Below are 26,206 nucleotides of genomic sequence, written 5' to 3' on the forward strand. Positions count from 1 at the left end.
CCTTGTTTATAATAAAAAACTCCGTTTTATAAACGAAGTTTTTTAGTTATTATTTACCTAATATTTTATCCACAAAAGACTTTTTATTTTCGTCTAAAAAATCAACACTTTCACCACTTGCTTCCATAAAGAGTTTTAAGGCTACCTTTTGCTTATCATTTAAGGTTTTTGGAATATCAACAATGACTTTTACGTATTCATCGCCTCTTCCATGTCCATTAACTCTAGGTATACCCTTTCCCTTAAGTCTAAACACGGTACCAGATTGTGTGCCTGCTGGAACTTTATATTTAACGTCCCCATCCACAGTTGGAACCTTAATTTCAGTTCCTATAGCTGCATATCCAAAGCTTATATGAGATTCTATATGAATATCAATTCCGTTCCTTTTAAAAGTTTTATGAGGAGTTACTCTGATATTTATATACAAGTCTCCTGATGGGCCACCTTTTTCACCTGGTTCTCCTTGCCCTCTTAAAGGCATAACATTTCCAGTATCAACTCCACCTGGAACATTAATCTTAATTTTTCTATTTTTTCTCTCTTTTCCAGAGCCATGACAAGTTTTACATGGTTCAGAAATTATTTGACCACGCCCTCCGCACTTATCACAAGTGCTCATGCTAGCAAAGCTACCAAAAGCAGTATTTCTCTGAACTTTTATCTGTCCATTTCCGCCACACTTATCACAAGTTTTAGGAGAAGTACCAGCTTTAGCACCACTACCACTACAATCATTACATTTTTCGTTTTTTGTAATAGACACCTCTTTTTCGACGCCAAAAACAGACTCCTCAAAGCTTAAATTTAAATTGTATTCTAAATCCGCACCTTTTTTAGGACCATTTTGATTTCTTGAAGAGAATCCGCCGCCAAATATGTCTCCAAATATATCTCCAAAACCACCAAAGCCTGAAAAATCAGAGCCAGCGTCAAAGCCTGCTCCAGCATCAGCTGTTCCATATTGATCATATCTTGATCTTTTATCTGAATCAGATAAGACCTGGTATGCTTCATTTGCTTCTTTAAATTTGTCTTCTGCTGCTTTATTGTCTGGATTTCTATCTGGATGATATTTTAATGCAGCCTTTTTAAAGGCCTTCTTAATCTCTTCTTCACTAGCACCTCTTTCAATGCCAAGGGTCTCATAATAATCTTTTTTTGCCATGCTGTTTTTACACCACCTAAAATATATATGCTTTTATTATATAGTTTTTCTACACTTATTGATATAATTTACTTAAAATAAATTAAGGGAAGGGTAATTACCCCACCCTTAATCTAATGGTATTACTAATTATTTATCTTCTTTTTTTTCATCTTCGTCTACTTTAAAATCAGCATCTACTACATTATCATCATGTGGAGCCTCTCCGCCCATGTTTCCTGGTTCTTGAGTTCCTTGAGCTTGCTCAGCTTCTGCTTGGTATATTTTTGTAGTTACTGCGTAGAAAGCTTCAGTTAATTCTTCAGTAGCTTTCTTTATAGCTTCTGTGTCTTCTCCATCTTTAACACTTTTAAGTGCTTCTAATTTCTCACCAATAACTTTTTTATCTTCTTCTGAAACTTTTTCTCCCAGGTCAGTTAAGCTTTTTTCAGTTTGGTATACTAACTGCTCTGCATTATTTTTAACTTCAATTGCTTCTTTTCTTGATTTATCTTCTTCAGCGAATTTTTCTGCTTCTTTTACTGCTGCATCAATTTCAGAATCACTTAAATTAGTTGATGCTGTAATTGTTATTTTAGCTTCTTTTCCTGTTCCTTTATCTTTAGCTGATACATTAACTATACCATTAGCATCTATATCAAAAGTAACTTCTATTTGTGGAATTCCTCTTGGTGCTGCTGCTATTCCAGAAAGAGTAACTCTTCCTAGTGTCTTGTTTCCTGCAGCCATTTGTCTTTCACCTTGAACAATGTGAATTTCAACGGATGTTTGACCATCTGCTGCTGTTGAGAATACTTGACTCTTTTTAGCAGGAATTGTAGTATTTCTTTCAATTAGAGCAGTAGCAATTCCACCTAGTGTTTCAATTCCTAGTGTTAATGGAGTTACGTCAAGAAGTAAAACATCTTTAACTTCTCCAGTTAATACTCCTGCTTGGATTGCTGCACCTAATGCAACACATTCATCTGGATTTACTCCCTTTGAAGGTTCTTTTCCTGTAAAGTTTTTAACTACATCTACAACTGCTGGTGTTCTTGTTGAACCACCTACAAGCACAACTTTATCTATTTCACTAAGTGATAAACCTGCATCTGCAAGAGCTTTTTTCATTGGCTCTATTGTAGCATCCACTAAATCTTGAGTTAATTCATTAAATTTAGCTCTTGTTAAGTTCATCTCTATATGCTTTGGACCTGTTGCATCTGCAGTAATAAATGGTAGATTAATTGTTGTTTGCATTGATGATGATAATTCTATTTTTGCTTTTTCAGCAGCTTCTTTTAATCTTTGAAGAGCCATCTTATCATTTCTTAAATCTATTGCATTATCAGCTTTAAAAGTTTCAGCTATATAATTTACTACCTTTTGGTCAAAATCATCTCCACCAAGTTTAGTATTACCATTAGTTGACTTAACTTCAAATAAACCATCGCCAAGTTCTAATATAGATACGTCAAATGTACCGCCACCTAAATCATATACTAATATTTTCTGATTAACATCCATCTTATCTAAACCATAAGCTAGAGCTGCTGCAGTTGGCTCATTTATTATTCTTTTAACCTCAAGTCCAGCTATTTTTCCTGCGTCTTTTGTTGCTTGTCTTTGACTATCATTGAAATATGCTGGTACAGTTATTACCGCTTCAGTAACTGCTTCTCCTAAATAAGCTTCAGCATCAGCTTTTATTTTTTGTAGAACATAAGCTGAAATTTCTTGTGGTGTATGTGATTTTCCATCAATATCTATTTTATGATCAGTACCCATTTCTCTTTTAATTGACATTATTGTTCTATCTGGATTTGTAATTGCTTGTCTTTTAGCTACTTGGCCTACTAGTCTTTCTCCATTAGCTTGAAATGAAACTACAGATGGTGTAGTTCTTGCACCTTCTGAATTAGAGATTACAACTGGTTCTCCACCCTCCATTACTGCTACACATGAATTTGTTGTACCTAAATCTATTCCTATAATTTTTCCCATTATTATTTCCTCCTTGTATTCCTTTTAGTTTATAGCATTTTAACTGCTAGGTTTTTATATTTTTTTATAATATAAATCATTAATTTGCAACTTTAACCATACTATGTCTTAATACCTTATTTGCTCTTTTATATCCCTTTTGGAACACTTCAACTATTTCATTAGTTCCATACTGTTCATCTTCAACATGCATCACTGCATTGTGAAAATTCGGGTCAAAGGCGCCTTCTGGGGATAGTTCTTCAACTCCTAATTTATTAAAAGCATCATTAAATTGTCTTACTGTCATTTCTACTCCAGTTCTTAGATCCTCACCGCAGCCTTCAACTGAAAGCGCTCTTTCTAAGTTATCTAGTACTGGTAAAACTTCTTTTAAAACATCGGCACAAGCATCAGTGTATATGCCTTCTTTCTCTTTGGCTGTTCTTTTTCTAAAATTCTCATATTCAGCCATTGTTCTTAAAAATTTATCTTTAATAGCAATAACCTCATCCTCAAGCTTCGTGTTTTCTTCTTGTAGTTTTTTAATTTTTTTACTCATATTTTTTTCATTTTCACTTTCTAGAAGTTCTATAGGATCTACTTCTTCTACTATTTCAGCTTCCTCTGGTGTTCCTTCTATTATACCTTCATTTTCTTCTGAATCACTTGAAGTTTCTTCAAGTTCAATTTCATCAGCTGAGCTTGAATCTTCAAAAGGCATTTTTTCTTCTTTTAAAACTTTTTCATTTTTACTATTATTTGTATGCACTCAACTATTCCTCCATTCCAGGCTCAAAGCAAATCTTTTAATTCAAAATTTTATCTATGATCATCATAAATTTGAGCTATATTGTCATTTAATTCTTTAACTATTTCAGTTAACACGGATATAACTTTTCCATAGGGTATTCTTGTTGGCCCTATAACACCAATAGATCCAAGGGGCGTTCCTGCTGCGCTATAGACTGCCGTTATAATACTGCATTCTCTAGCACACTCAACAAAATTTTCACCACCAATTTTTATTGTAATATTACCAGTAATGTCCTTAGCATTTAGTAAACTATTTATACTCTCTTTATTATCTACTAAAATTAGAAACTCCCGTGCTTTAACAATATCGTTATATTCTGAGTAATTAAATATATTTGCAGCACCCTGAATATATATTTCTGAAGTTTCCACGCCAGACAAACTATCATATAAAGCTGGAATAATACCATCAAAGATTTCTTCATAAGAAGCTAAATTATTTTTTAAATTGTTAATGACCTCTAAATTTATTTGTTCAATTGTAAGCTTTCCTAATCTAAAATTAAGTATCTGGGTGAGTTTTTCTATGGTAGCACCGTTAATAGGTTTACTAACCTTAATAACATTGTTTTTGATTATGCCACTGTCAGTGATAATTACAAACAAGACACTTCCCGCATCTAAATTCATTAGCTGAATATACTTTATACAACTCTTTTGAACAGAAGGTGCTTTAACTATAGATGTAAGATTTGTAAGATGCGAAAGCACAAGGGTTGCTTGTTTAACAATTTTATCAACCTCATATAGTGCAACATTAATAAGGTGATGCTTAATCATATATTGTTCCTCAGTTGATAATTCTGTTATTTGCATGAGTCTATCAACATATAATCTATAGCCCTTATCTGATGGTTTTCTACCAGATGAAGTATGGAGCTGCTCAATATATCCCATCTCTTCCAAATCTGACATTTCATTTCTTATAGTAGCTGAACTAATACCTAAATCATACTTTTTAGCTATGGTTCTGGACCCCACAGGCTCACCATTATTTATATAATCTGTAATTATAGCCTGAAGTATTTTAATTTTTCTTTCATCCATTTCCATAATATCACCTCTTTTATTAGCACTCACTACCATTGAGTGCTAACGAGTATGTATTAAAAGTATCATTTACTATTGTATTTGTCAATAACCCTTAATTTTAAATATAGCCATTTTATAGTCATTATAGCAGTTTAAATTTGATATACTCCATTTATCTTTAATTTCTAAGCAACTTCATAAAAGTTGAAGTTCCCTACTGTATATAAGTTTCAGTATATACGGAAGTCTATTACAAAAGAAATTCTGCCATAATTACATTAGATACTTCTATACCTTCATAAGTTAAAAAAATATTATCATCATTTTCCACCATGAATCCAGTACTTGTATATTTATTTATTACTTTATCATAAACACTGTGTATATCTATATTAAATCTTTTTTGGAATTGACTTTTTCTTATACCTACTATCTTTCTAAGTCCCATAAACATAAACTCTTCCATGTCGTCTTTAGTGGAATTTTTCTTTCTTTCTACTATTGCACTGCCAGAAACATTTATTTTCTCCATATAAGCTTCTACATTTTCTTCATTTTTATGCCTAAAACCATCAATATATGAATGAGAAGCAGACCCGCAACCAATATACTCCTCCATTTCCCAGTATACTAAATTATGTCTACAGGACATTTTATCTTTTGCAAAATTTGAAATTTCATATTGAATATACCCTTTTTTTCTTAAATATTCTATTGTTTCATGGTACATAGCTCGATCTACTTCCTCATCAGGAAGATTTAATGTACCCTGCTGGAATTTTTTATAAAAAGCAGTTCCCTCTTCCACTATTAAACTATAGCAAGATAAATGTTCTGGCTTAAGCTCAGTTAAATTTTTCAAGGTCTCCTGCCATTGCGTAAGGGTTTGACTCGGCAAACCAAACATTAAATCTACATTAATATTATTAAAGCCTAAATTTCTAGCCATTTCAAAACTTTGCTTAAAATCTTCTATAGTATGAATTCTCCCAAGGCTTTTTAAGAGCGTATCTTGAAAGGCTTGAAGCCCAATACTAAGCCTATTTACTCCCATTTTTTTAAAAAACTTTAATTTTTCCATTGTAAATGTTCCCGGATTCCCTTCCACTGTAAACTCTAAATCACCGGCGGTGTCTAATTTATCAATACTTTCTTTTATGATTTCCCAGCCCTCTAAAGATAAATAGGTGGGAGTACCCCCACCTATAAATATAGTTTTTATTTTTTTATTTTTTATACTACTTATTTCTTTTGCGAGAGCTGCGCAGTAATGGAGCATATGTTCCTCTTTACCTGCAAAAGATGGAAAATCACAATATAAACACTTTTGTTTGCAAAAAGGAATATGTATATATAACGCCACGCTTTTCATTATTTAAGCCCTCTTTCTCCACTTATAAAAATTGAGAATTAAGAGTTGAGACTTAATATTTTTCCTAACTCTCCATTCTCTATTCTCAATTTTTAAAATTAATCTACTTTTAATATAGCCATAAATGCTTCTTGTGGAACTTCTACACTTCCAACTTGTCTCATTCTCTTTTTACCTTCTTTTTGTTTTTCTAGTAATTTTCTCTTTCTTGAAATATCTCCGCCATAACATTTAGCTAAAACATCTTTTCTCATTGCTTTTACAGTTTCTCTTGCAATTACCTTGGCGTTTATAGCTGCTTGTATTGGAATTTCGAACATTTGTCTTGGTATATGCTCTTTTAGTTTTTCACACATAACCCTTCCTCTATGGGAAGCTGTTTCCTCAGGAACAATCATAGAAAGAGCATCAACCTTTTCTCCTTTAAGCAAAATATCTAATTTTACAAGATTTGCCTTGATGTATCCTTTTAATTCATAGTCAAAAGATGCATAGCCTTTTGTTCTTGATTTTAAGGCATCGAAAAAGTCATATACTATTTCATTAAGAGGCAATTCATAATTTACAACCACTCTAGTGGTTTCTATATAGTTCATATCAATGTATACGCCTCTTTTTTGTTGGCATAACTCCATAACTGTTCCTAAATGTTCCGATGGTGTTATAATTGAAGCTTTAACTATTGGTTCTTCCATATAATTAATTTCTGTAGGCTCTGGAAGGTTTGTAGGATTTGTTATTTCAATTAATTCCCCATTAGTTTTCATTACTTTATATATAACTGAAGGAGCTGTAGTAATAATATCTAAATTAAATTCTCTTTCTACTCTTTCTTGCACTATTTCCATATGCAGAAGACCTAAGAATCCACATCTAAATCCAAATCCTAAAGCAATAGATGTCTCTGGTTCAAAACCTAAGGCTGCATCATTTAACTGAAGTTTTTCTAATGCTTCTTTTAATTCTCCATATCTAGAACCATCTACAGGATAGATACCACTAAATACCATGGGAACTGCTGGCCTATATCCCTTAAGTGGCTCTAGCGCTGGTCTATCAGCCTCTGTTACTGTATCCCCAACCCTAGCATCTCTAACATTTTTTATTGAAGCAGTTATATATCCAACATCCCCAGCTCTTAGCTCAGGTACAGGCAGATAATTTGGAACAAAAACTCCAACTTCTACTACATCATAGATTTTATTAGTATTCATCAGCTTAATCTTTGTTCCTGGTCTAACTATGCCATCCCTAATTCTTACATAACACACAACGCCTTTATAGCTATCATAAGAAGAATCAAAAATTAGCGCTTTAAGTGGAGCTTCTTCATCACCACTAGGTGGTGAAATCTTTTTTACTACGGTTTCTAAAACATCTTCTATATTAAGTCCAGTCTTAGCTGAAATTAGCGGAGCATCCTGAGCTTCAATTCCGATTACATCCTCAATTTCCTTAATAACCTCTTGTGGCCTTGCACTAGGAAGGTCTATTTTATTAATAACTGGTGCAATATCAAGATTATTATCTAAGGCAAGATAACAGTTTGCCAGAGTCTGAGCTTGAATTCCTTGAGATGCATCAACTACAAGCACTGCTCCTTCACAAGCAGCTAAACTCCTTGAAACCTCATAATTAAAATCTACATGTCCTGGAGTGTCTATAAGATTTAATATGTATTCTTCGCCATTATCTCTTTTATAAACAAGCCTAGCTGGCTGAGATTTTATAGTAATACCTCTTTCTCTTTCTAAGTCCATAGTATCAAGTACCTGTTCTTCCATTTCTCTTTTAGTTAAAGTACCTGTCTTTTCTAGTAGCCTATCCGCAAGAGTAGACTTGCCGTGATCTATATGTGCAACTATGGAAAAATTTCTTATGTATTTTTGTCTATCACTCTGCATTAATTTTTACCCCCGTTATTGTATATGAATTTAGCATAACCTAAGTATACTTTATATTCCACTTTTTATCATTGCCTTGTGCCACAAAATATATTGGTTTTTACAAAACAACTTAAATTATATCATAAATGTCTATAACTTTGTCAATACAAAGTACTCTTCCATAGCGATTTATTTAGCTGAAAGTATTAATATTATTATTATTTTGAAAAAATGCCATTATATTTTTCTTTAATCTTATCAATAACCTTATTATTTACATAAAAAACATAATCTTCAGTCTCTATTTTTAAATCAATTGGTTTTAATGTTAAATCTATTGTAAACTTTGACTTTTTTCTCAAATCTTTTGTTTTAGTAATGTTAATTTTAAAAAATCCATAGATAAGTATAGAAAAACAAAGAAAAATCACAATAGTATATTTAATTCTACCTTTTTTTCGCATAAAAGTGCCTCCTAAGGTTCTAAGAGATAAATAATATTTACTAATTATTATCTTCTCCTTAGTAAGGATGCACTTTTAAAAATATATTATTCACTTTTTCCATTTAATTGCTCTGCAATTATTCTTGCTAAATATTTACCAGTATTTTTCGCTTCTTGAATGGTATTACTATCTGAGCCTACTTCAATTAGCAAAGCATTATCACTTCTATTCTGATTAAAAAAGCCCATACCGTAATCATAAGGATAGATTTCTCTGGGCTCTAAAAGACCTGGAAATAGTTTATTTGATGTTCCTATCATGGAATCTATTAATTTCTTTTGCTTTACATATCTAGGGTTTTTCTTTGTCACTACAAACATAAACTTAGCAACATCTTCTCCATTTAATTTTGCAGTTACTGCCTTTTTACTATCTCTATGTAAATCTATAATCAATTTAAAATCTCCATATTCCTTTAAATACTTATCTAAAGTAATACCGGATTTTTTGTAGGCCCCATAATAATCACCTTTATCGTTCACCGTCTTATCATGTATAACTGCAATTCCATAATTCTTTTCTAGTTCCTCTTCTATTACAGCTCCTACAGCCGTTACATTTTTTGTTCCATCCGGACTATCACTAGCTTTAGTTTTATCCTTGTCTGAGGCTAAATAAGCTTCCGAAGTATGAGAATGATATATAAGTACTTCTGGCTTCGCATTATTTAGATTTTTTTTCAATTTAGAATTATAAAGGTTTGCAATGACATTAGATTTCTCTGTTGTAGCTTCAGTCTTACTTATTTGTTTTTCTCCTAAATTAAAGGGATTAAGAATAAACGTTTTTAAATTGTTTACTTGATTGCTATCATTTTTTACATTTATATCTCCACTAATTTTATTTTCATTCAAATATGCAATTTCTTTTGTTATTATTGATATAGGATTGGAAATGTCTATCCCTAGAAATGATAGTGTTTGTAATTTCAAACTACTTTCACTTTTATGGGGCTCTTCTTGCGTGCCCACAGACTTAAATACAGATAATGTATTATTAATAGCCTTAACATAAAAGTAATTTAGATAATTTCCTTCACTGTAGGCCACAGCATTTTTAGGTAAAATGATTCCAAATAAAAAAATAATTAGTAATGTGAAAATACTAAAAGCAATTCTCACATTACTATTCTTTTTAATAGTACATTTTGAAAAATTCATTTTTATCCCCCCTGTTTTTACAATATATATGAGGGAATATATTAATTTATGACTAGTTTAAGAACTTGTTTATGTCCTCCAGGTCCAGTGCTGGTTGCAAGGCTATATTAAGGCCGCTGGCAATTATTTTAGAAAGAGAATTTATAACCATATCAATTTCCTTTGGTGTAACTACAAGATTACCAACATATGGGTTTAATATTTCAGTTATCATCTTTTGTTTTTCCTGCTTATCAATGGCTTTAAGCATATTGTAAAATTCGCCACCTGAATTCGCAGTTCTAATCATCTCATCAAGTACTAAATCAATGGTATCATTAGCTAGCGTTGCTGCATCCACTACTGTTGGCACTCCAATAGCTATAACCGGCACTCCCAGTGTTGCCTCGCTTATTTGCATCCTCCTATTTCCTATTCCAGCTCCTGGAGAAATTCCAGAAGTCCCTATTTGTATAGTTCTATTTACTCTATCCATCTTCCTTGACGCTAATGCATCAATGCAAATTACTAAATTGGGTTTAATTTTCTCAACCACGCCCCTAATAATTTCGCCTGTTTCCATACCAGTTATTCCTAGTACCCCCGGTGATATAGCACACACCGGCCTTATGCCTTCATCTATAGAATCCGGCACTAATTGTTTTAAATGCCTAGTCACCATTATTTTGGAAACAACTTTTGGACCTATAGCATCAGGAGTAACGTTCCAATTACCAAGCCCAACCACAAGGGCTGTCATATTATCTTCGAGTTTTATTAAGGGCTTCAATACCTTTCCCATTACAACACTTACCCTGTCCATAGCCTCGCCATCATAGTGAACAAATTCCGGGATATCAATAGTTATATATGTACCTTTTGGTTTTCCCATCATTTTTTCTCCAACATCACTCACTATTTTTACATTAGTGATTTTAATATCACCCTCACTATACTCCTCTACATCAACACCAGTCAGCTCACCATTGCTTTCTGCACTGTATATCTCTTTAGCTTCCACTGCTAAATCGGTTCTTATACTTATCATAATTTCACCTCAACTAAATTTTAATATTAGCTTTTCCTAATAGTCTTTCCCTATTCTTATAAAAATATTTATTTAAATTTAACATTTCTATAAAATTTAACATTATTTAAAATTTCTATATGTAGGATAAGTTTCACTTGAAGTGCTTTAATTTTAATGCTATAATATCAATTGTCTATTGTCTATTAAATAGACTCGTATGCAGTTTTCCCCAAAACTGCTGATACGGATTAAATACAAAGGGGGGTGAAAATGAATGGCAAATATTAAATCAGCAAAAAAGAGAATTAAAGTTACTGAAGTTAAGACATTAAGAAATACAATGATTAAATCAGCTTTAAAAACTAAGGTAAAGAAATTCGAAGCAGCTATCGTTAGTGGTAATGTTGAAGAAGCTAAAGTTACATATGCAAACGTGGTTAAAGCTTTAGATATGGCTGTAACAAAAGGTATTCTTCACATTAATAAAGCAGCAAGAAGAAAATCAAGACTCGCAGCGAAGTTAAACAACTTAAGTTTAACTGCATAATAAACAACCGGTGATGTCCACCGGTTTTTATTTTTTTTGCTACATAACAGTCTTTATCATAAAGACTTCCATATTTATCTTATTATCAGTAGAAGTACTTTTCAGTGTTTTTTCCGTATCAACGCATAGTTCAATATTTCTCCTTAGCCCTTTTAAAGTAAATTTCGCACTCTGTGATATCATTTTTTCACAGATATAAGGATGAAGCTTTAGCTCACCCGCCAAAATCTCTTTTGATTTCCCGCTATCAATACCTAATTTAATATTAAATAAAAGATTAAATTGCCTGGCTATCATAAATAGTATAAGCGGAATCTTCTCCCCCCTATATATAAGTTCATTTAAAATATCTAGAGCTCTCTTAATATTTTTCTGAGACAAATAATCAACTAAATTAAAAATATCATTTTCACTCTTTTGAGGCATCATAGCCAAAATATCATCTTTTGTAATGTCTCTTCCCTCTGCATAAGAAACTAATTTTTCTACTTCATTAACTACGATATCCATATTATTGTCTACTTGGCTACAAAATAGTGCAAGTTCGGCTTTCCCTATTTTGCTACCTGCACCTTGGAACAAATCCATACATTTTTTCTGGAGAACCTCACCTCTTAATTTATCAACTTTTATAACGCAGGCTTTTTTGTCTAATTTTTTAATTTTATTACTTGGTTTCTCTCTGTCACTTGAAAACACATAATATATAATTAAAACGCAATGAGGCGCGGGATTCTTCAAATATTCATTTAACAAGTGGAAATTCTCACTTTTCAAATCCCCGGAACTTTTACTTCCGCCACTATCATCTAAAAATGACGCTCTATATACAACTACTACTTTTTTATCACTCATAAAGGGCATAGTTTCACAAGATTCAATAATTGTCTCAAAATCAGCTTTGTTACCATCAAATTTTGAATAATTCAAATCCATGAAATCACTTTTTAACACCTTATCAGTTACAAATTTAACATGGTGTTTTATTAATTTTTCATCTGATCCGCAAAATACATAGCAATTATCTAATTCATTTTTCTTTAACTTTTTCTCTAAATCCGTAAAATTAATCAAAATATTTCCACCAACCCCTGTTAAAATTTCAAAACTTTATTTCCTATAATTGTGTATTTATTTATTATTGTACCTTTAGGCGTATAAATATCATCCTTTTTTAGTTTTATATTTTTTTTATATGTTGTAATTTCACTACCGGTATTATTAAAAACCTCCAGATTAGGTTTTATGTTTGATTTTTCTAAAAAACACACTTGTGCTTCTAATTTATTACCATGACTGATTAACCTAATAATACATCTATGGGAAAGCTTTATAGTTGAATCTCCTCGGTACCCTCTAAAAACATTATCTACTTTTACAGGCACTTTTAAATCGAGCGCATTGATGTTACCTGTGGTAACTGCAATTGTATCACTTTTATATTGTATTAAAACTATATCATTATTATTTACACTTATATAACTGATCTCTGGAAAAACTTTGTAATTTTGATATGCAAAAACAAAAATAACACATAGGGGAACATACTTAAATTGCCTATGTCCACTTTTAATTCCAAGATAACATAGATATAACCCAAATACAACTAAACTTTCTATACAAGAAAAGTAAATTATTTCTGGTAGCATTATGCATAAATTTTTTTGAATAAATTCTATAATTATTAAAATGGTATACAACCCATAATTTATTAAGTTGAACAATTCATAAAAACCGCTAAGGACCAATCCTATATTACCTAAAACCACAACTACAGTATAAAAAGGCAATAGCAGTAAGTTGCTAAAAAGAAATCCGAAACTAAAAGTCTTCAGTGCAAAAACTGCATAAGGCAATGAAAATATTTGAGAACTTATGCTTAAGCTAAAAGATTCATTTAAAGCTTTAGGAAGTTTATATAATACCTTTTTTATTTTTTTATTAAACAATATAATCCCAAGAACACAAAGAAAAGAAAGCATAAACCCAATATCAAGAATATAGAAAGGTCTAAATAACAATAGTATAATTGCAGCTAGGCTAATAGAGGAAAGACTATCGTATTTTTTATAAATTTTACTTGCTATTTTTAATATAAAAATCATTATAAATGCTCTTATAGTAGATGCTTTTCCTCCTGTAAATATCATATATACAAAAGAAAATAAAAGAGCAATTTTATAGCCACTAATAATTTCTAATGCTTTATATACTATTGACATGTGTAGTCCTGATACGCTTATAACATGGCTAATACCTAACTTTTTAAAGTCTTCCTTTTGCGTCTTTTCAATAAAGCCGCTATCTCCAAAACATACAGCCATAACTAGTGCAGTTTTTTCTTTTCCTAGTACTACTGAAAATTTTTTATATAAATCCCTTCTAAAACTTTCAATCTTTGATATTAAATCCTCATTACATATTTTATAATCATTAACTATGTAGGTTCCAACTATACCTCTTTCATAAACTGCCATTTTTTTAAAATTGCCCCTTATCCAAACATTCCTTCCTTCCGTTAATCCAAAGATATTGCCCTTCAAAATAATTTTCTTGTTACTGGATTTTGCATAGCAATAATAATTATTTTTGTCTGAAATTCTTACTTTCAACTTTTGCGACTTTGGTAAGTTAATATTAAAATAAGCATAATAATTTATAGCAGAAATAATAAAAAAACAAACTATCAGATAAAAGAATTTTTTATCTATAGTAAAATACATAACAGCTAAAAAAGATGCAGCTATAACTGCACCTAAAATAGGATTACTAATTAAAATTAAACAAATAAGGCATCCCATAAAAATTGACACTGCATAATACACTAAGGGTCTAGCCATAATAAACTGTAGTACTTGAAAATTTATTTATTAAAAAGAACATATTAATTTGTTCCATCCTTTTCTATTTCTATTATAATCTCAACATTGTGGATATTAGGAATTGCATGAATATGTTTTACATGAGGTATTCCAGATTTATTTCTTATTTTAAAATAATTATAAGTAATCTCCTGTGCCGCTTCTTGTGATAAATTATTATAATTTATAAAATACTCTCCTTCTGGTATATCTAAAAAAATTGTGTTACTTCCTATTACCTTTGTTTCAAATATATTTTCAAGCATTTTCACACCTCCACAATTTTATTTTATCCAATAAATATTCAAATTAAACAGGTTATTTTTGCTTATTTTTCATTTTTCCAGCTAGCTTATAAACCTTATGGAAGCTCTTGTTCTTTTTTCAAATTAACTAATAATATTAAAAAGGTACATCATAATAAATATACACTGCAATACCAAATTAATAAGTAATAAACTGTAAGAATTTTTATTTTTCAAAAAATGCTTTTCAGATATTATGGTTATGCAAAATAAATTTTGGTATAAAACAAAAATAATAAATCCAATATGCACTGTGTTTATAGTAGTAAATTTACCCATTAAATATAAAATCAAAAAATATATGCCGCTAGTTATAAATGCATTTCTTACTGAAACTCTTTTTATATACTTAAAATTAATATTTTTCATATCTTTAACCCTATTTCTATTTTGCAATAGAATTGACATCCCTGAGCAAGGTATAATTATAAAATTCAAATATAAGATTTCAATAAGCGTAAATGGCATGTGCCCCTTAGCAATTAAACATATTAATATTATAAGGATTTCACTAAGCCCTACCGCACTTAGGAATAAACCTAATTCACTTATAAAGTTAATAATCTTTTTACTATGGTGAACTAAATTGATTATTTCACTTAAATCATTTTCTTGTAAAAATAAGCTTGATAGTTTTCTTACTACATTGCTACATTCATTTCCTGTTGAAATGGATATACGTGAATTATTAAGATATTCCAAATCCGTTAACCTATCCCCAACTGATGCTATAGAATGGCCTTTGGAATTTAGGCAGTTCACAATTTCACTTTTATGTTTAGGCGAAATTTTAGAGAAAATGCTAACGCCCTCAATATTTTTTTCGAATTCTTCTTTGTCCATATAATCTATTTCTATTCCTGATAAAACTTCTTCTTTTTTATGAGTAAGTCCTATTCGCTTCCCAAAAGCTAAACAAGCTAGTTTATTATCTTCTTCATCTATAATAAGCCTAATGTTTTTGTCTATACAGTTTTGCACTGCTGCATAGGAATTATTTTTAATAGGATTCTCAAAGCCCATTAGACCTACAAAAACTAAATTACTTTCAATATTCTCATCAATGCTGGGTTCATAATTGAAATTCCTGTATCCAAACCCTATAACAGCATAAGCACTATTAGACATTCCTATATGAGCATTTATAATGGTTTTGATATCGCTTTCTTTAATTTCTTTTTCTATCCCATTAATTAAAATATGAGTACACCTGTTTAATAGACTATCAAGACCCCCTGATACATTAGCTCTATATCTATCCTCAATCTTATTCAGAACAGTTTTTATCAACCTATCAGAATCATAGGGTATTTTAAAAACTCTTTCTTGTTGCATTTCTAATCTACTTTTTTCTGAAAATTCTTCACTACAAAATTTAAGAATTGCATATTCTGCTAAGTTCTCAATAGAATTATCATTTCCACTATAAGACGCTCCCCCACTTTCTAGTTTAGCATCATTGCAAAGTAATGCTATACTGATTATTCTTTCCATAGTAGCTTCCATAGTAATGCTTTGTTTTTGTACATCAACAAGCATATTATCGCAATATACGTGTCTAAAGATAAGTACATTCTCCGAAATACAACCAATCTTCTTTGTAAATATTGTAGTAATGCTGGCAAGAAAGTATATAGCAGAAATACCCTTTATGTATATATTCTTCTTCTTAAATCCCTGGAATATAATATTAAAAAATGTAAATAATATTATAATATAAATCGGAAAATAAAATGTCATAAAAACATATATAAGAGCATTTATAATTTCATAGACTAAAAATTTATTATATAGGGTAAAAAGTAAAGTTATTGCGCCTGCTATCATAGTAACTTGTGCTGCTCTATTTGCAATTTTATTTAAATTTTTAGTAAAAATCCTATTGTCATTTTTATATTCCAGCAGTGCACTTGCAATTTTACCAATTTGTGTATCCATTCCAGTAGCAACAACTATACCTAGGCCAGATCCTCCAGTAACAATAGAAGATTTAAAAACCATATTCTTTATTTGAGAAAGATTTATTACCCCTCCCTCTATCTTCATAGAGTACTTTTCAACTTCATATTTTTCACCTGTTACAGCAACTTCACGTACCTTAAGATCTTCGCATTCTATTATTCTAATATCAGCTGCCACATAGCTACCCTTTTCTAAAAAAAACATATCTCCAACAACTATTTCTTCACAAGCTATTTTGCATCTCTTTCCATTTCGCAATACGTAAGAAAAAGCTGTGTTTAAGTTATCAATTGCCATTAAACTTTTTTCTTCTTTATAGTCTCCATGAATTAACATTACAAGACTTGTTATCATTATAAAAGCTACGATGCATGCTATAACATATAACTTGTTGTAAAATAACATGGCTATAAAAATTAAGGATATAACCATCCATAATTGTCTTATTTCTTCAATAATCAAAGTTAAAAGACTTTCAGTTTTAGGCTTTAATATTAGGTTTTCGCCATATGTTTCCCTCATATGCTTGATTTTATTTTCAGTTAGCCCCAAACTAATGTCTGAATCTAAAATTTTCACTACTTTTGTCATTGTTTTTCCATACCACTTCTTCATATTACCAACCTATCCTTTTGCATTTTTTATACCTTATATTCTTCGTTGAATAAATTGGAGACTTTAGCATAAATAGCTAAAGTCTCCAATTTTAAAGCACAATATAGCAACGAGCTTTACCTTATCAATTGGTTGCTTTTAGATTGTCCCATGACAATTTCTCCATCAGCGTATATGTACATTCCTTGGCCTTCTCTTTCATCATTTACCCACTGACCTATATATTTATCTCCAGTAGCCCAAGTATGGATTCCTTCCCCCTGTCTAAGTCCATCTTTCCAGCCCCCTACATAGATATCTCCATCTGGCCAATTACAAATGCCTTGACCGGATTTTTCACCATTCTCCCAATCTCCTATATATCTTTCACCATCTGCCCAGGTATATATTCCACTTCCGTGTTTTTCATCATCACTCCACTCACCTACATATTTTTCTCCACAGGCCCAAGTGAGAGTTCCCATGCCATGCATTTTATTATTTTTCCAAAGACCTACATATTTACTTCCATCCGTATAAATAAAAGTCCCTTGGCCATTTTTTACGCCATCAAGTCTTTCTCCCTCATAGATTCCTCCGTGAACATGTTCTTTTTGTGCAATTGTCACCTTATCTAGCTTAACATTTTGCATAGTAATTTTGCTCATATTAGCTTTACTTAGTTTTACATTTTTCATATGATCCTAGCTCCTTTTCCCTGGGCATACTTCTCTTGTCATTTCATTTGCCTCATCTACAATATACTATATCATGCTTTGCCTAAAATTATACAATATTTTTTTGCAAAATAAAAACCTGTAGGAATTAATTCCTACAGGTATTTTTTATTAGATAAAATTATCTTTGAAATCCTCTATTGTTTTGTTGTTTTTTAGCTCTTCTACAATCAGGACATCTTTGTGGTTCATTTTCGAATCCTTTTTCTTTGTAAAATTCCTGTTCACCCTCAGTGAATACGAATTCTTGTGAACAATCTTTGCATATTATAGTTTTATCTGCCATTTAAACATTTCTCCTTTTTAATTATATTAAGATTTAAGAGCTGATTTACTTTATATGCCTAAAAAGGTAATGTTTAAATCATATTAAATCTTGATGTTAATGATTTTGCAATCTCAACTCATTTAGAATAACATATATATTATTGATTTGCAATACTTTTCTTCAAAATACTTATAAAAACACTGAATATTTATTATTTATTATTTCTAGCTAAAGCTAAATTAATGGTTCCTTTAACAAGATCAATGGCTTGTAGTTTGCTATGTCCTTTATGTTTTATTTCTTCTTCTTCTTTTCTTGCTATTGCCTTAAATGGATATTCTTTCTCTTGATTTTCAATAACTTCTATTACATAGCCTCTGTATTCTTCCATATTCCACCTCTTATTATTTATTTAAAATGTTGTTCTTAATTATATACTTCACATATATCATTTAAAACCAAACAGTAATTTATCTTAAAACTTTCAAACAACTAACTCTTTAATTTATTACCCCTAAATTTTCTTTTAATGTTACAATTTTACCCTCCTTTTCTAAATTCATTATAACACATTTAGAATAATTTGAATATTCTTTTATTAAATTAACTTTTGGTGAATTTTATTGCTAGTTAAATAAAAATAACGTGTACCTTTAACTAAGTACACGCCCTACTATTATAATTTCAAGTCTTTAATTCCAGTGCTAATCTTCTTTTCTATGTTTCTTTTTCACTACTTTTAACCTAAAAAAATCTTCTCTTTCTTTTTCTTCTAAAACTTCTGTAATAAATTTTACTATTTCCTCATATTTAGGAATCTGTATATTTTGAAGTGCATTTGCTCTCTTTTGGGTTTTCTTTACTTCCATGGCTAATCTGTATACAGCATTTTCTACTTCTGCTAACTCGTAGGTTAAGTATTTTACATTGTTAAACTCTTTCATTGCCTCATCAATAGACGCGCTACTTCTGTAAAATCCATACTTTGGTTCTATTTCTTTTCTCTCGAAAATAATTTTTGGTACTTCTACGCCCATAACACTTTTAAACAAAATTTCATAATCTTTTGCTTCTTCCACCGACATAGCTATATCTTCCATCTTAGTTATTCCTGAATTTATATTTGCAGATTGTAAAGCCTTATAGGCCTTGGAAAAAGTTTTATTTACCTGCTCTTGAAGAACCCGTGCCTTATCTACATAAGACATCATTTCTCTTATTAATACATTTCTTTTTTTATCTAATAGTTCAAAGCCTTTTTCAGAAAAGTCCAAGGAATTTTTAGCAGCCATTAAGGTAGATTTAGTTGGCGCAAGGGTTTCCATATTACTTCACCACTGCTTTATAATATTTTTCTAAAATTTTAGGTGAAACCCTATCTAGCTCATTCCTGGGCAATATGCCAAGAATTTCCCAAGCTAAATCTAAAGTTTCTGTCATATCCCTATTTTCATCATAGTCCTGTTTTAAAAATCTTTCTTCAAAGGCTCTACCAAAGTCCATATACACCTTATCTATTTCTGAAAGCTCATCTTCTCCTATAACTTGTGCTAGAGCTATTACATCTTGTACCCTAGAGTATGCTGCAAATATTTGATTTGATGCATCCCCATGATCTTCGCGAGTAAAACCTTCACCAATACCATCTTTCATAAGTCTAGAAAGAGATGATAAAATATTTACTGGCGGATATATGTCCCTTTGCTGGATCCCTCTACTTAAAACAATTTGTCCTTCTGTTATGAAGCCTGTAAGATCTGGCACTGGATGCGTTATATCATCGTTAGGCATAGTGAGTATTGGTATTTGAGTTATACTACCTTTTTTTCCTTTCATCATGCCAGCTCTTTCATATAGCGACGCTAAATCAGAATATAAATATCCTGGATAACCCTTTCTACTTGGAACTTCTTCTTTTAATGAAGATAGTTCTCTTAGTGCTTCACAATAATTAGTCATATCTGTAAGAATTACAAGTACATGCATATCTTCTTCAAAAGCTAAGTATTCTGCAACAGTAAGCGCACATCTTGGAGCTATTATTCTCTCAACTATAGGATCATCTGCTAAATTCGTAAACATAACTACCTTTTCCAGCACTCCCGCTTCTTCAAAGCTTTTCTTAAAATAATTAGCATCGTCATACTTTATTCCCATAGCTCCAAATACTATACAAAATTTTTCATCTGCCTCACTAGAAACTTTGGCTTGCCTTACTATTTGCGCGGCTAGTTCATTATGAGCCATACCATTTCCAGAAAATATAGGAAGTTTTTGCCCTCTAATTAATGTAGCAAGACAGTCTATAGAGGATATCCCTGTTTGTATGTAATCTCTAGGGTATCTTCTAGCCACAGGATTCATAGGTCTTCCATTTACATCATATTTTTTTGAAGAATAAACTTCTCCACCATTATCGCGCGGATCTCCTATTCCATTAAATTCTCTCCCTAATATATCCTTTGTAATAGCTATTTTAAAGGATTCCCCTTTAAAATGCACTGAGGTATTAGTAACAGACATCCCCGTTGTTGTTTCAAAAACTTGTACTATAGCCTTGTCTTTATAAATTTGAACAACCTTGCCTTTTTTTTTGTATTTTCCCTCCACCAATATATCAACGATTTCATCATAGGCTACGTTTTCCACATTAGAAAGTATAATTAAAGGCCCTTGGACTTTGTTTAACATCAAATATTCTTTCTTCATAGCTGCTTATACCTCCTCACTAGTTTCTGTAGGTATATATTATTATCTACCTATCTATATCTTTCTATAAGTTCCTCAAAATATCTTGCCAGTTCACTTTCTAAATCATCTATTAGTTCTGGTTTATCATTGGGTACATTGTATTTCATTTTATAAAGCTTTTCCATTAATTCTTTATTCATAATAACGGAAATTGGTATGGATGCTTTTACTGCCCTACTTCCATTATCATAAAAGGATTCTATAGCTTTAAGCATCTTATATTGTTTATCTAAAGGTACAAAAGTATCTACAGCATTATAGGCATTTTGTTGAAGGAATGCAATCTTAAGGCATTTAGCTACCTCTATGATAAGCCTTTGTTCGTCTGGTAGCACATCTTCACCTACCAATTTAACTATCTCTAGAAGCTTATTTTCTTCATATAAAAGCTTAAGCATCTTTGATCTTAAATCCATTACGTCTTCCGCCACGTTTTCCTCATACCAGTCCTTTAAAAGTGAAGTGTAGCCGCTATAACTAGATAGCCAGTTTATTGCAGGATAATGCCGCGCATAAGCTAATTTTTTATCAAGACCTAAAAAAGCAGAAACAAATCTTTTAGTGTTTTGAGTGACAGGTTCTGAGAAGTCCCCCCCTGCAGGCGAAACTGCACCAATTACAGTAACAGAACCTTCGCTGCCGTTTAAGTTTTCTACGTAGCCTGCTCTCTCATAAAACTCTGCAATTCTAGATGGAAGATAAGCTGGATATCCTTCTTCAGCTGGCATCTCTTCAAGTCTTCCTGAGATTTCCCGCAGTGCCTCTGCCCATCTTGAAGTTGAGTCTGCCATTATAGCAACATGATATCCCATATCCCTAAAATATTCGGCTATTGTAATACCCGTATAAACACTTGCTTCTCTGGCAGCTACCGGCATATTAGATGTATTAGCTATAAGTACAGTCCTATTCATAAGTGGCAGGTTTGTTCTAGGATCTATAAGTTTCGGGAAATCTTCTAGAACTTCTGTCATTTCGTTTCCTCTTTCTCCACAACCAATATAAACTATAATATCTGCATCAGACCATTTGGCAAGTTGATGCTGGGTTATAGTCTTTCCAGTACCAAATCCTCCAGGAATTGCGCAAGTACCGCCTTTTGCTATTGGAAAGAATATGTCTATTATTCTTTGTCCTGTGATAAGAGGTTTAAAAATAGTTTTTTTATCTTTTACTGGTCTTGGATTTCTTACAGGCCAATATTGGTAAAGTTTAAGTTCATGAATTTTTTCACCTTGTTTTAATTTAACTATTGTGGTTTCTATGTTGTAGTTTCCATTTTCACACACCTGGATTACTGTCCCAAACACCCCTGGTGGAACCATTATTTTATGCATAATAGATTCAGTTTCTTGAACACTTGCATATATAAATCCTTCTTTTAATTCATCTCCAAGAGCTACGTTAATATCTACATACCAAAGTTTTTCTTCATCAAGAGATATTAGACCTATACCCTCAGGTAAAAAGCCATAAGACATTTCATTTATTTTTTCTAGTGGCCTTTCAATCCCATCAAATATATTTCCTAGTATTCCTGGTCCCAGTTTAAGAGAAAGAGGACTTCCAGTAGAAATTACAGGTTCACCTATTTTAAGTCCACTAGTTTCTTCGTAAACCTGAATAGTTGCGAAGTCGTCTTCCAATATTATGATTTCACCGATGAGCTTTTTATAGCCTACCATAACCATTTCTCTCATTTTAAAGCCCTTCATATGCTCAGCTTTTATAACTGGACCATTTACTCCCATTATATTTCCTTCCATGTTTTTCCTCCCATTCATAAATCAGTGGACATAACAGATGTCAATTGGCCCACATTTCCATAACTCGAAGGCCAATTATTTCCATGCTTTCTTCCAATTTGGAATATAGACTATTATCTATTTTAAATTTCCCTTTAATGTCTTTTAGTATTATGCCACCTATAAAGTCTCCCTCTGAAATCTTCATTTCCACATTTCGATCACTGTAATTACTGAGTATCACTGCAATTTCGCTTTGGAATTTCTCATAATCCCTTTTGAGTACTATAATATAGTACTCTCCACTATCTATTTCCTTTAAAGTATTTTCCAATATACTTAGAAAATAAGGTTTATATTCCGGTAAAGAGACAAATTCTGCAAGCCTTTGTCCTACATTTTCTAGAGCCTCTTTAATAAGTTTTTCCTTAAGAAATAATATTTCTCTTTGCTTATTAAGCCTTTCTTTTGCCACTATCCCATTTGCTTTTATATTTGATTTTTTTGCCACTTCTCTTTTAAGATCCCGCCGCATTTCTTCTATCTTTTCTTTTTCCACATTTATTCTTTTTTTAGCCTCCAAACTGAAGGCTTCTAGCCGTTCTTCTTTTTCGTCATTTACCTTGTCATATATTATTTTAGAAAACAAACTTATCTTATCTTCAATGGTGGTCATAACCAAACCTCCTGCAAATTCTTATGCTCTTATTATAATTTAAGCCCTATAGCCTCTTTAACGTATTTTAATATAGCGTCACTACCCTTGCTCCAACCATGTCTGTCAGGAATTTCTACCAAAAGAGGTCTTTCCTTTGACAGCTTTATGCTTCTTACCTCATCAGGGATTTTCGCCGCAATTTTCTCTGTTATTATTATTATTCCTATTTCCTGGTCTTTTCTTAATTCTTCTATTTTTTTAACTATTTCTTCTTTTTCATGAAGAAGAACGCCTTCTAGTCCTGCCATTTGCATACCTACAAATGTATCAACATTATCACTTATTAAATAACTTCTCATAAGTCTCTCTCCTAAAAAATTATAATTTTGAAAGTATCATTATAGATATAATAAGTCCATATATAGCAATACCTTCTCCAAGACCAACAAAGATTAGAGTTTTACCAAGTATCTTAGGATCTTCAGATACTGCGCCTAAGGCTGAAGAGCCAACTGCACCTACAGCATAGCCTGCACCAATAGTTGCAAGTCCTGTAGAAAGTCCAGCTGCTAAATATCCAAGTCCTGCAGCAGGGTTCGTAGCTACTGCTCCTGCAGCGTGAGCCACACTTGGAATATTTACTATTAAAGCCCCCGTCATAACTGGAATAAACACCCCTAAATTTATTTTAAGTGCCTTTTTAATTTTTTGTTTTCCTAAAAGATCTATTTTACTTTGCTGAACAACTCCGTAAGTAATAGTAGCTATAACAACACAAAATGTTAACATTAATAATATAGTCATAATCGTTATTCCTCCTCAAATGTCAAATGCGCTAACTTGCACACTCGTTAATTTTATACAATAAATACTTTTTTATATGCGTTACTTAAGTTCCACCTTCACAGGCTCAAAACTAACCCCGCCACCTTCATAATACTTGCTGAATAATTCATAATATTCCAGTCTTAACCCTTGTATAAATACTATGAGCCCTTCAAGGCATATAATTATTACATTTCCAAGTATTAGTATTAGCACAGATGCAAATCCGCTTTTAGTCATAGATGCCATAGCAGAAAATGCAACAAATAGACCAACATGATTTAAGGCAAAGGCACCTACTCTTATAAATGACAGGGTATTAGAAAACATAGATAAAAGCGTTTCTACTACCTCAAAACTTGATTCTATAAAATAATCCTTAGCTCCATTTTCAAATAATATTTTTTTACCTAAGATAATATTTGCTAGTGGCTGCTTTAACAATATCAATAATAAAAAGAAAATAAAATATATTATCCAAACAGCTTCCGGTAATAATGGTTTTTTATAAACTACAGATACTATTAATGTTAAAACTCCAATATAGAACATAAAACCCGCTAGTCCTTCCTTTCCAAAAAATCCGCGTTCTATATCTTTTCGCCTTACACTGTTAGTAATTCCTAATATAAAACCTAAAATAAGGAAACCGCATCCAAATATTATTGCGGCAATTAATATATCATTAATATGATCCATCGGCCTAATTAGAATAGCTGGAATTACTGTTTCAGAGCCAAATACACTTCCATATAGAAATCCAAATACTATAGAACTTAGCCCGATCCTTTCAAAAACTCCGCCTAAATTATTTCTACCTAGCTTGTTCTTAAGTAAAAAACCAGCTAAAAACAATATTAATCCTTGACCTACATCTCCAAACATAGCACCAAACATTAATGTATACGTTATCGCCAAAAACATAGTGGGATCGATTTCATCATAACTAGGAACACCGTACATGTAAACCATACTCTCAAAAGGTTTAAACAATTTATTGTTTATTAGCATTGTTGGTGGAGTTATATCTTTATTTGTTCTTTCATTAGGATCCTTTTTAATGGTCAATATTCTACCATCAAAACCCGAAAGTAACTTATTAAAGTTCGCCATAAAACTTTTAGGTATCCAACCTGAAAGATAAAAAAATTCATTTGTGCAAGCTGCACTTTTTTTTATTTCTCCAGACTTTTGCTCTAATTCGTAACTGTTTTGAATGTTTTTTATTGTTTTATAATTTTCATCTAGGAAACCATTAAGCTGTTTTTGAATTTCCACTGTAGATTGTTGCACCTCATTTATTTCGGCGCGAACTGTCACTGACACGTCCCTTGGAACTCCAGTGTAATGCTCAGGCACTAGAATTTTTTCGCAATTTGCAGATTTAAAAATTCTTTCCGTCTCTACTATCAAAAGCATTGGAGTAAATGCTATAAATATAACAAAATCCTTTTCCTTATAGACAGATTGGATTACTGAGGGTATATTTTCATAGTTGGCTTTTATTTTAAGCATGTTTTGCTCTGGCACTTTGTATAATCCCATTTGGAAATTTTTCATATTAGTAATGTCTTCCATAGGAAGCGATACATTCTTTAAAAATTCTAAGGCCTCATAAGTATTTTTAAGATAATGCTCTTTTTCTTTTAAATCCTCTAGTTCTGTGTTTAAAACCTTATATTTGCCATAGACTTCCGAAAGCTGTTTTTCCATAGTATCAAAATCAAAAATCATCTCACAAGTGTAATCAAAGCTTTTACCAAAGGTCTTTTCAGCGTCCACAAGTTTCTCAATATGTTTTAAACTTATATTATATTCTTTATCATATAAATAAGGCCTTATGTAACTTACATCCATTAAAGCCTCTATATTATCCGTGGAAGTTTTCAGTACAAAGTCTGATGAGTTTATTTCTTGCAGTGCACTTACCGGTTGCATACAGCCTTCTAGTGCTAACATTTTAGTAAGTTTATCAAAATCTTTAATAGCCCCCACTAAATTAACCATATGCATTTTTTCTATAGACACAAAATCACCTCCTG

General features: G+C 31.6%; 24 protein-coding genes. 1 reads left to right on the forward strand and 23 read right to left on the reverse strand.

Annotated features, from left to right (window positions below; genetic code table 11):
* Positions 1-49: 49 nt before the first annotated feature.
* The 9 genes from dnaJ to gpr form a co-directional block, all read right to left on the reverse strand.
* On the reverse strand, positions 50-1,168 hold the full coding sequence (dnaJ, locus tag ACREV6_RS23350; protein WP_431580431.1) for a molecular chaperone DnaJ: 1,119 nt from the start codon (positions 1,166-1,168) through the stop codon (positions 50-52).
* 129 nt (positions 1,169-1,297) lie between these two features.
* On the reverse strand, positions 1,298-3,151 hold the full coding sequence (gene dnaK, locus ACREV6_RS23355) for a molecular chaperone DnaK (protein WP_431580432.1): 1,854 nt from the start codon (positions 3,149-3,151) through the stop codon (positions 1,298-1,300).
* Between the two features lie 79 nt (positions 3,152-3,230).
* Entirely contained in the window at positions 3,231-3,854 is a 624-nt protein-coding gene (gene grpE / locus ACREV6_RS23360) for a nucleotide exchange factor GrpE (RefSeq protein ID WP_431580518.1), read from the reverse strand.
* A 98-nt stretch (positions 3,855-3,952) separates the two neighbouring features.
* A complete protein-coding gene (hrcA, locus tag ACREV6_RS23365; protein WP_431580433.1) occupies positions 3,953-4,999 on the reverse strand; it encodes a heat-inducible transcriptional repressor HrcA in 1,047 nt (348 codons plus the stop codon).
* Between the two features lie 229 nt (positions 5,000-5,228).
* Positions 5,229-6,353 (reverse strand): radical SAM family heme chaperone HemW, encoded by a 1,125-nt coding sequence (gene hemW, locus ACREV6_RS23370; protein WP_431580519.1) that lies wholly within the window; start codon positions 6,351-6,353, stop codon positions 5,229-5,231.
* A 95-nt stretch (positions 6,354-6,448) separates the two neighbouring features.
* Positions 6,449-8,254, reverse strand: coding sequence for a translation elongation factor 4 (gene lepA / locus ACREV6_RS23375; protein WP_431580434.1), 1,806 nt, complete (start codon positions 8,252-8,254; stop codon positions 6,449-6,451).
* A 200-nt stretch (positions 8,255-8,454) separates the two neighbouring features.
* Positions 8,455-8,700 (reverse strand): hypothetical protein, encoded by a 246-nt coding sequence (locus ACREV6_RS23380; RefSeq protein WP_431580435.1) that lies wholly within the window; start codon positions 8,698-8,700, stop codon positions 8,455-8,457.
* An 86-nt stretch (positions 8,701-8,786) separates the two neighbouring features.
* Positions 8,787-9,902 carry a stage II sporulation protein P gene (locus tag ACREV6_RS23385; RefSeq protein ID WP_431580436.1) on the reverse strand — a complete coding sequence of 372 codons (1,116 nt, stop codon included), beginning with the start codon at positions 9,900-9,902 and terminating at the stop codon, positions 8,787-8,789.
* Positions 9,903-9,954: 52 nt separating this feature from the next.
* Positions 9,955-10,929: a GPR endopeptidase gene (gene gpr, locus ACREV6_RS23390; protein WP_431580437.1), complete on the reverse strand. Its 975-nt coding sequence runs from the start codon at positions 10,927-10,929 to the stop codon at positions 9,955-9,957.
* A 256-nt stretch (positions 10,930-11,185) separates the two neighbouring features.
* Here gpr and rpsT point away from each other — a divergent pair, with 256 nt between their 5' ends.
* A complete protein-coding gene (gene rpsT, locus ACREV6_RS23395) occupies positions 11,186-11,458 on the forward strand; it encodes a 30S ribosomal protein S20 (protein WP_431580438.1) in 273 nt (90 codons plus the stop codon).
* A 39-nt stretch (positions 11,459-11,497) separates the two neighbouring features.
* Here the strand turns inward: rpsT and holA are convergent, their stop codons facing one another.
* The 14 genes from holA to ACREV6_RS23465 form a co-directional block, all read right to left on the reverse strand.
* Positions 11,498-12,532, reverse strand: a complete 1,035-nt coding sequence (holA, locus tag ACREV6_RS23400) for a DNA polymerase III subunit delta (protein WP_431580439.1) — start codon at positions 12,530-12,532, stop codon at positions 11,498-11,500.
* Positions 12,533-12,552: 20 nt separating this feature from the next.
* Positions 12,553-14,259: a ComEC/Rec2 family competence protein gene (locus tag ACREV6_RS23405; protein WP_431580440.1), complete on the reverse strand. Its 1,707-nt coding sequence runs from the start codon at positions 14,257-14,259 to the stop codon at positions 12,553-12,555.
* A gap of 83 nt (positions 14,260-14,342) precedes the next feature.
* Positions 14,343-14,585, reverse strand: coding sequence for a hypothetical protein (locus tag ACREV6_RS23410; RefSeq protein ID WP_431580441.1), 243 nt, complete (start codon positions 14,583-14,585; stop codon positions 14,343-14,345).
* 123 nt (positions 14,586-14,708) lie between these two features.
* A complete protein-coding gene (locus ACREV6_RS23415; protein ID WP_431580442.1) occupies positions 14,709-17,201 on the reverse strand; it encodes a P-type ATPase actuator domain-containing protein in 2,493 nt (830 codons plus the stop codon).
* A 116-nt stretch (positions 17,202-17,317) separates the two neighbouring features.
* A complete protein-coding gene (locus tag ACREV6_RS23420) occupies positions 17,318-17,878 on the reverse strand; it encodes an MORN repeat-containing protein (RefSeq protein ID WP_431580443.1) in 561 nt (186 codons plus the stop codon).
* Between the two features lie 160 nt (positions 17,879-18,038).
* Entirely contained in the window at positions 18,039-18,203 is a 165-nt protein-coding gene (locus ACREV6_RS23425; RefSeq protein WP_124998203.1) for a zinc-ribbon domain-containing protein, read from the reverse strand.
* A 193-nt stretch (positions 18,204-18,396) separates the two neighbouring features.
* A complete protein-coding gene (locus ACREV6_RS23430; protein ID WP_431580444.1) occupies positions 18,397-18,576 on the reverse strand; it encodes a hypothetical protein in 180 nt (59 codons plus the stop codon).
* Between the two features lie 313 nt (positions 18,577-18,889).
* Entirely contained in the window at positions 18,890-19,510 is a 621-nt protein-coding gene (locus tag ACREV6_RS23435; protein WP_431580445.1) for a V-type ATP synthase subunit D, read from the reverse strand.
* Position 19,511: 1 nt separating this feature from the next.
* The gene (locus ACREV6_RS23440; RefSeq protein ID WP_431580446.1) at positions 19,512-20,894 is read right to left on the reverse strand and encodes a V-type ATP synthase subunit B; all 1,383 of its coding nucleotides are present in this window, start codon (positions 20,892-20,894) and stop codon (positions 19,512-19,514) included.
* Positions 20,895-20,944: 50 nt separating this feature from the next.
* Positions 20,945-22,702, reverse strand: a complete 1,758-nt coding sequence (locus ACREV6_RS23445) for a V-type ATP synthase subunit A (RefSeq protein WP_431580447.1) — start codon at positions 22,700-22,702, stop codon at positions 20,945-20,947.
* A gap of 40 nt (positions 22,703-22,742) precedes the next feature.
* On the reverse strand, positions 22,743-23,357 hold the full coding sequence (locus ACREV6_RS23450) for a V-type ATP synthase subunit E (RefSeq protein ID WP_431580448.1): 615 nt from the start codon (positions 23,355-23,357) through the stop codon (positions 22,743-22,745).
* A 32-nt stretch (positions 23,358-23,389) separates the two neighbouring features.
* Positions 23,390-23,698 (reverse strand): V-type ATP synthase subunit F, encoded by a 309-nt coding sequence (locus ACREV6_RS23455; RefSeq protein ID WP_431580449.1) that lies wholly within the window; start codon positions 23,696-23,698, stop codon positions 23,390-23,392.
* 19 nt (positions 23,699-23,717) lie between these two features.
* Entirely contained in the window at positions 23,718-24,143 is a 426-nt protein-coding gene (locus ACREV6_RS23460) for an ATP synthase subunit C (RefSeq protein ID WP_431580450.1), read from the reverse strand.
* A gap of 81 nt (positions 24,144-24,224) precedes the next feature.
* Complete coding sequence (locus ACREV6_RS23465; RefSeq protein WP_431580451.1) at positions 24,225-26,192, reverse strand: V-type ATP synthase subunit I; 1,968 nt, start codon at positions 26,190-26,192, stop codon at positions 24,225-24,227.
* Between the last annotated feature and the right edge of the window lie 14 nt (positions 26,193-26,206).

Source organism: Clostridium sp. (assembly GCF_050717515.1).
Classification (GTDB): Bacteria; Bacillota; Clostridia; order Clostridiales; family Clostridiaceae; genus Clostridium_AD.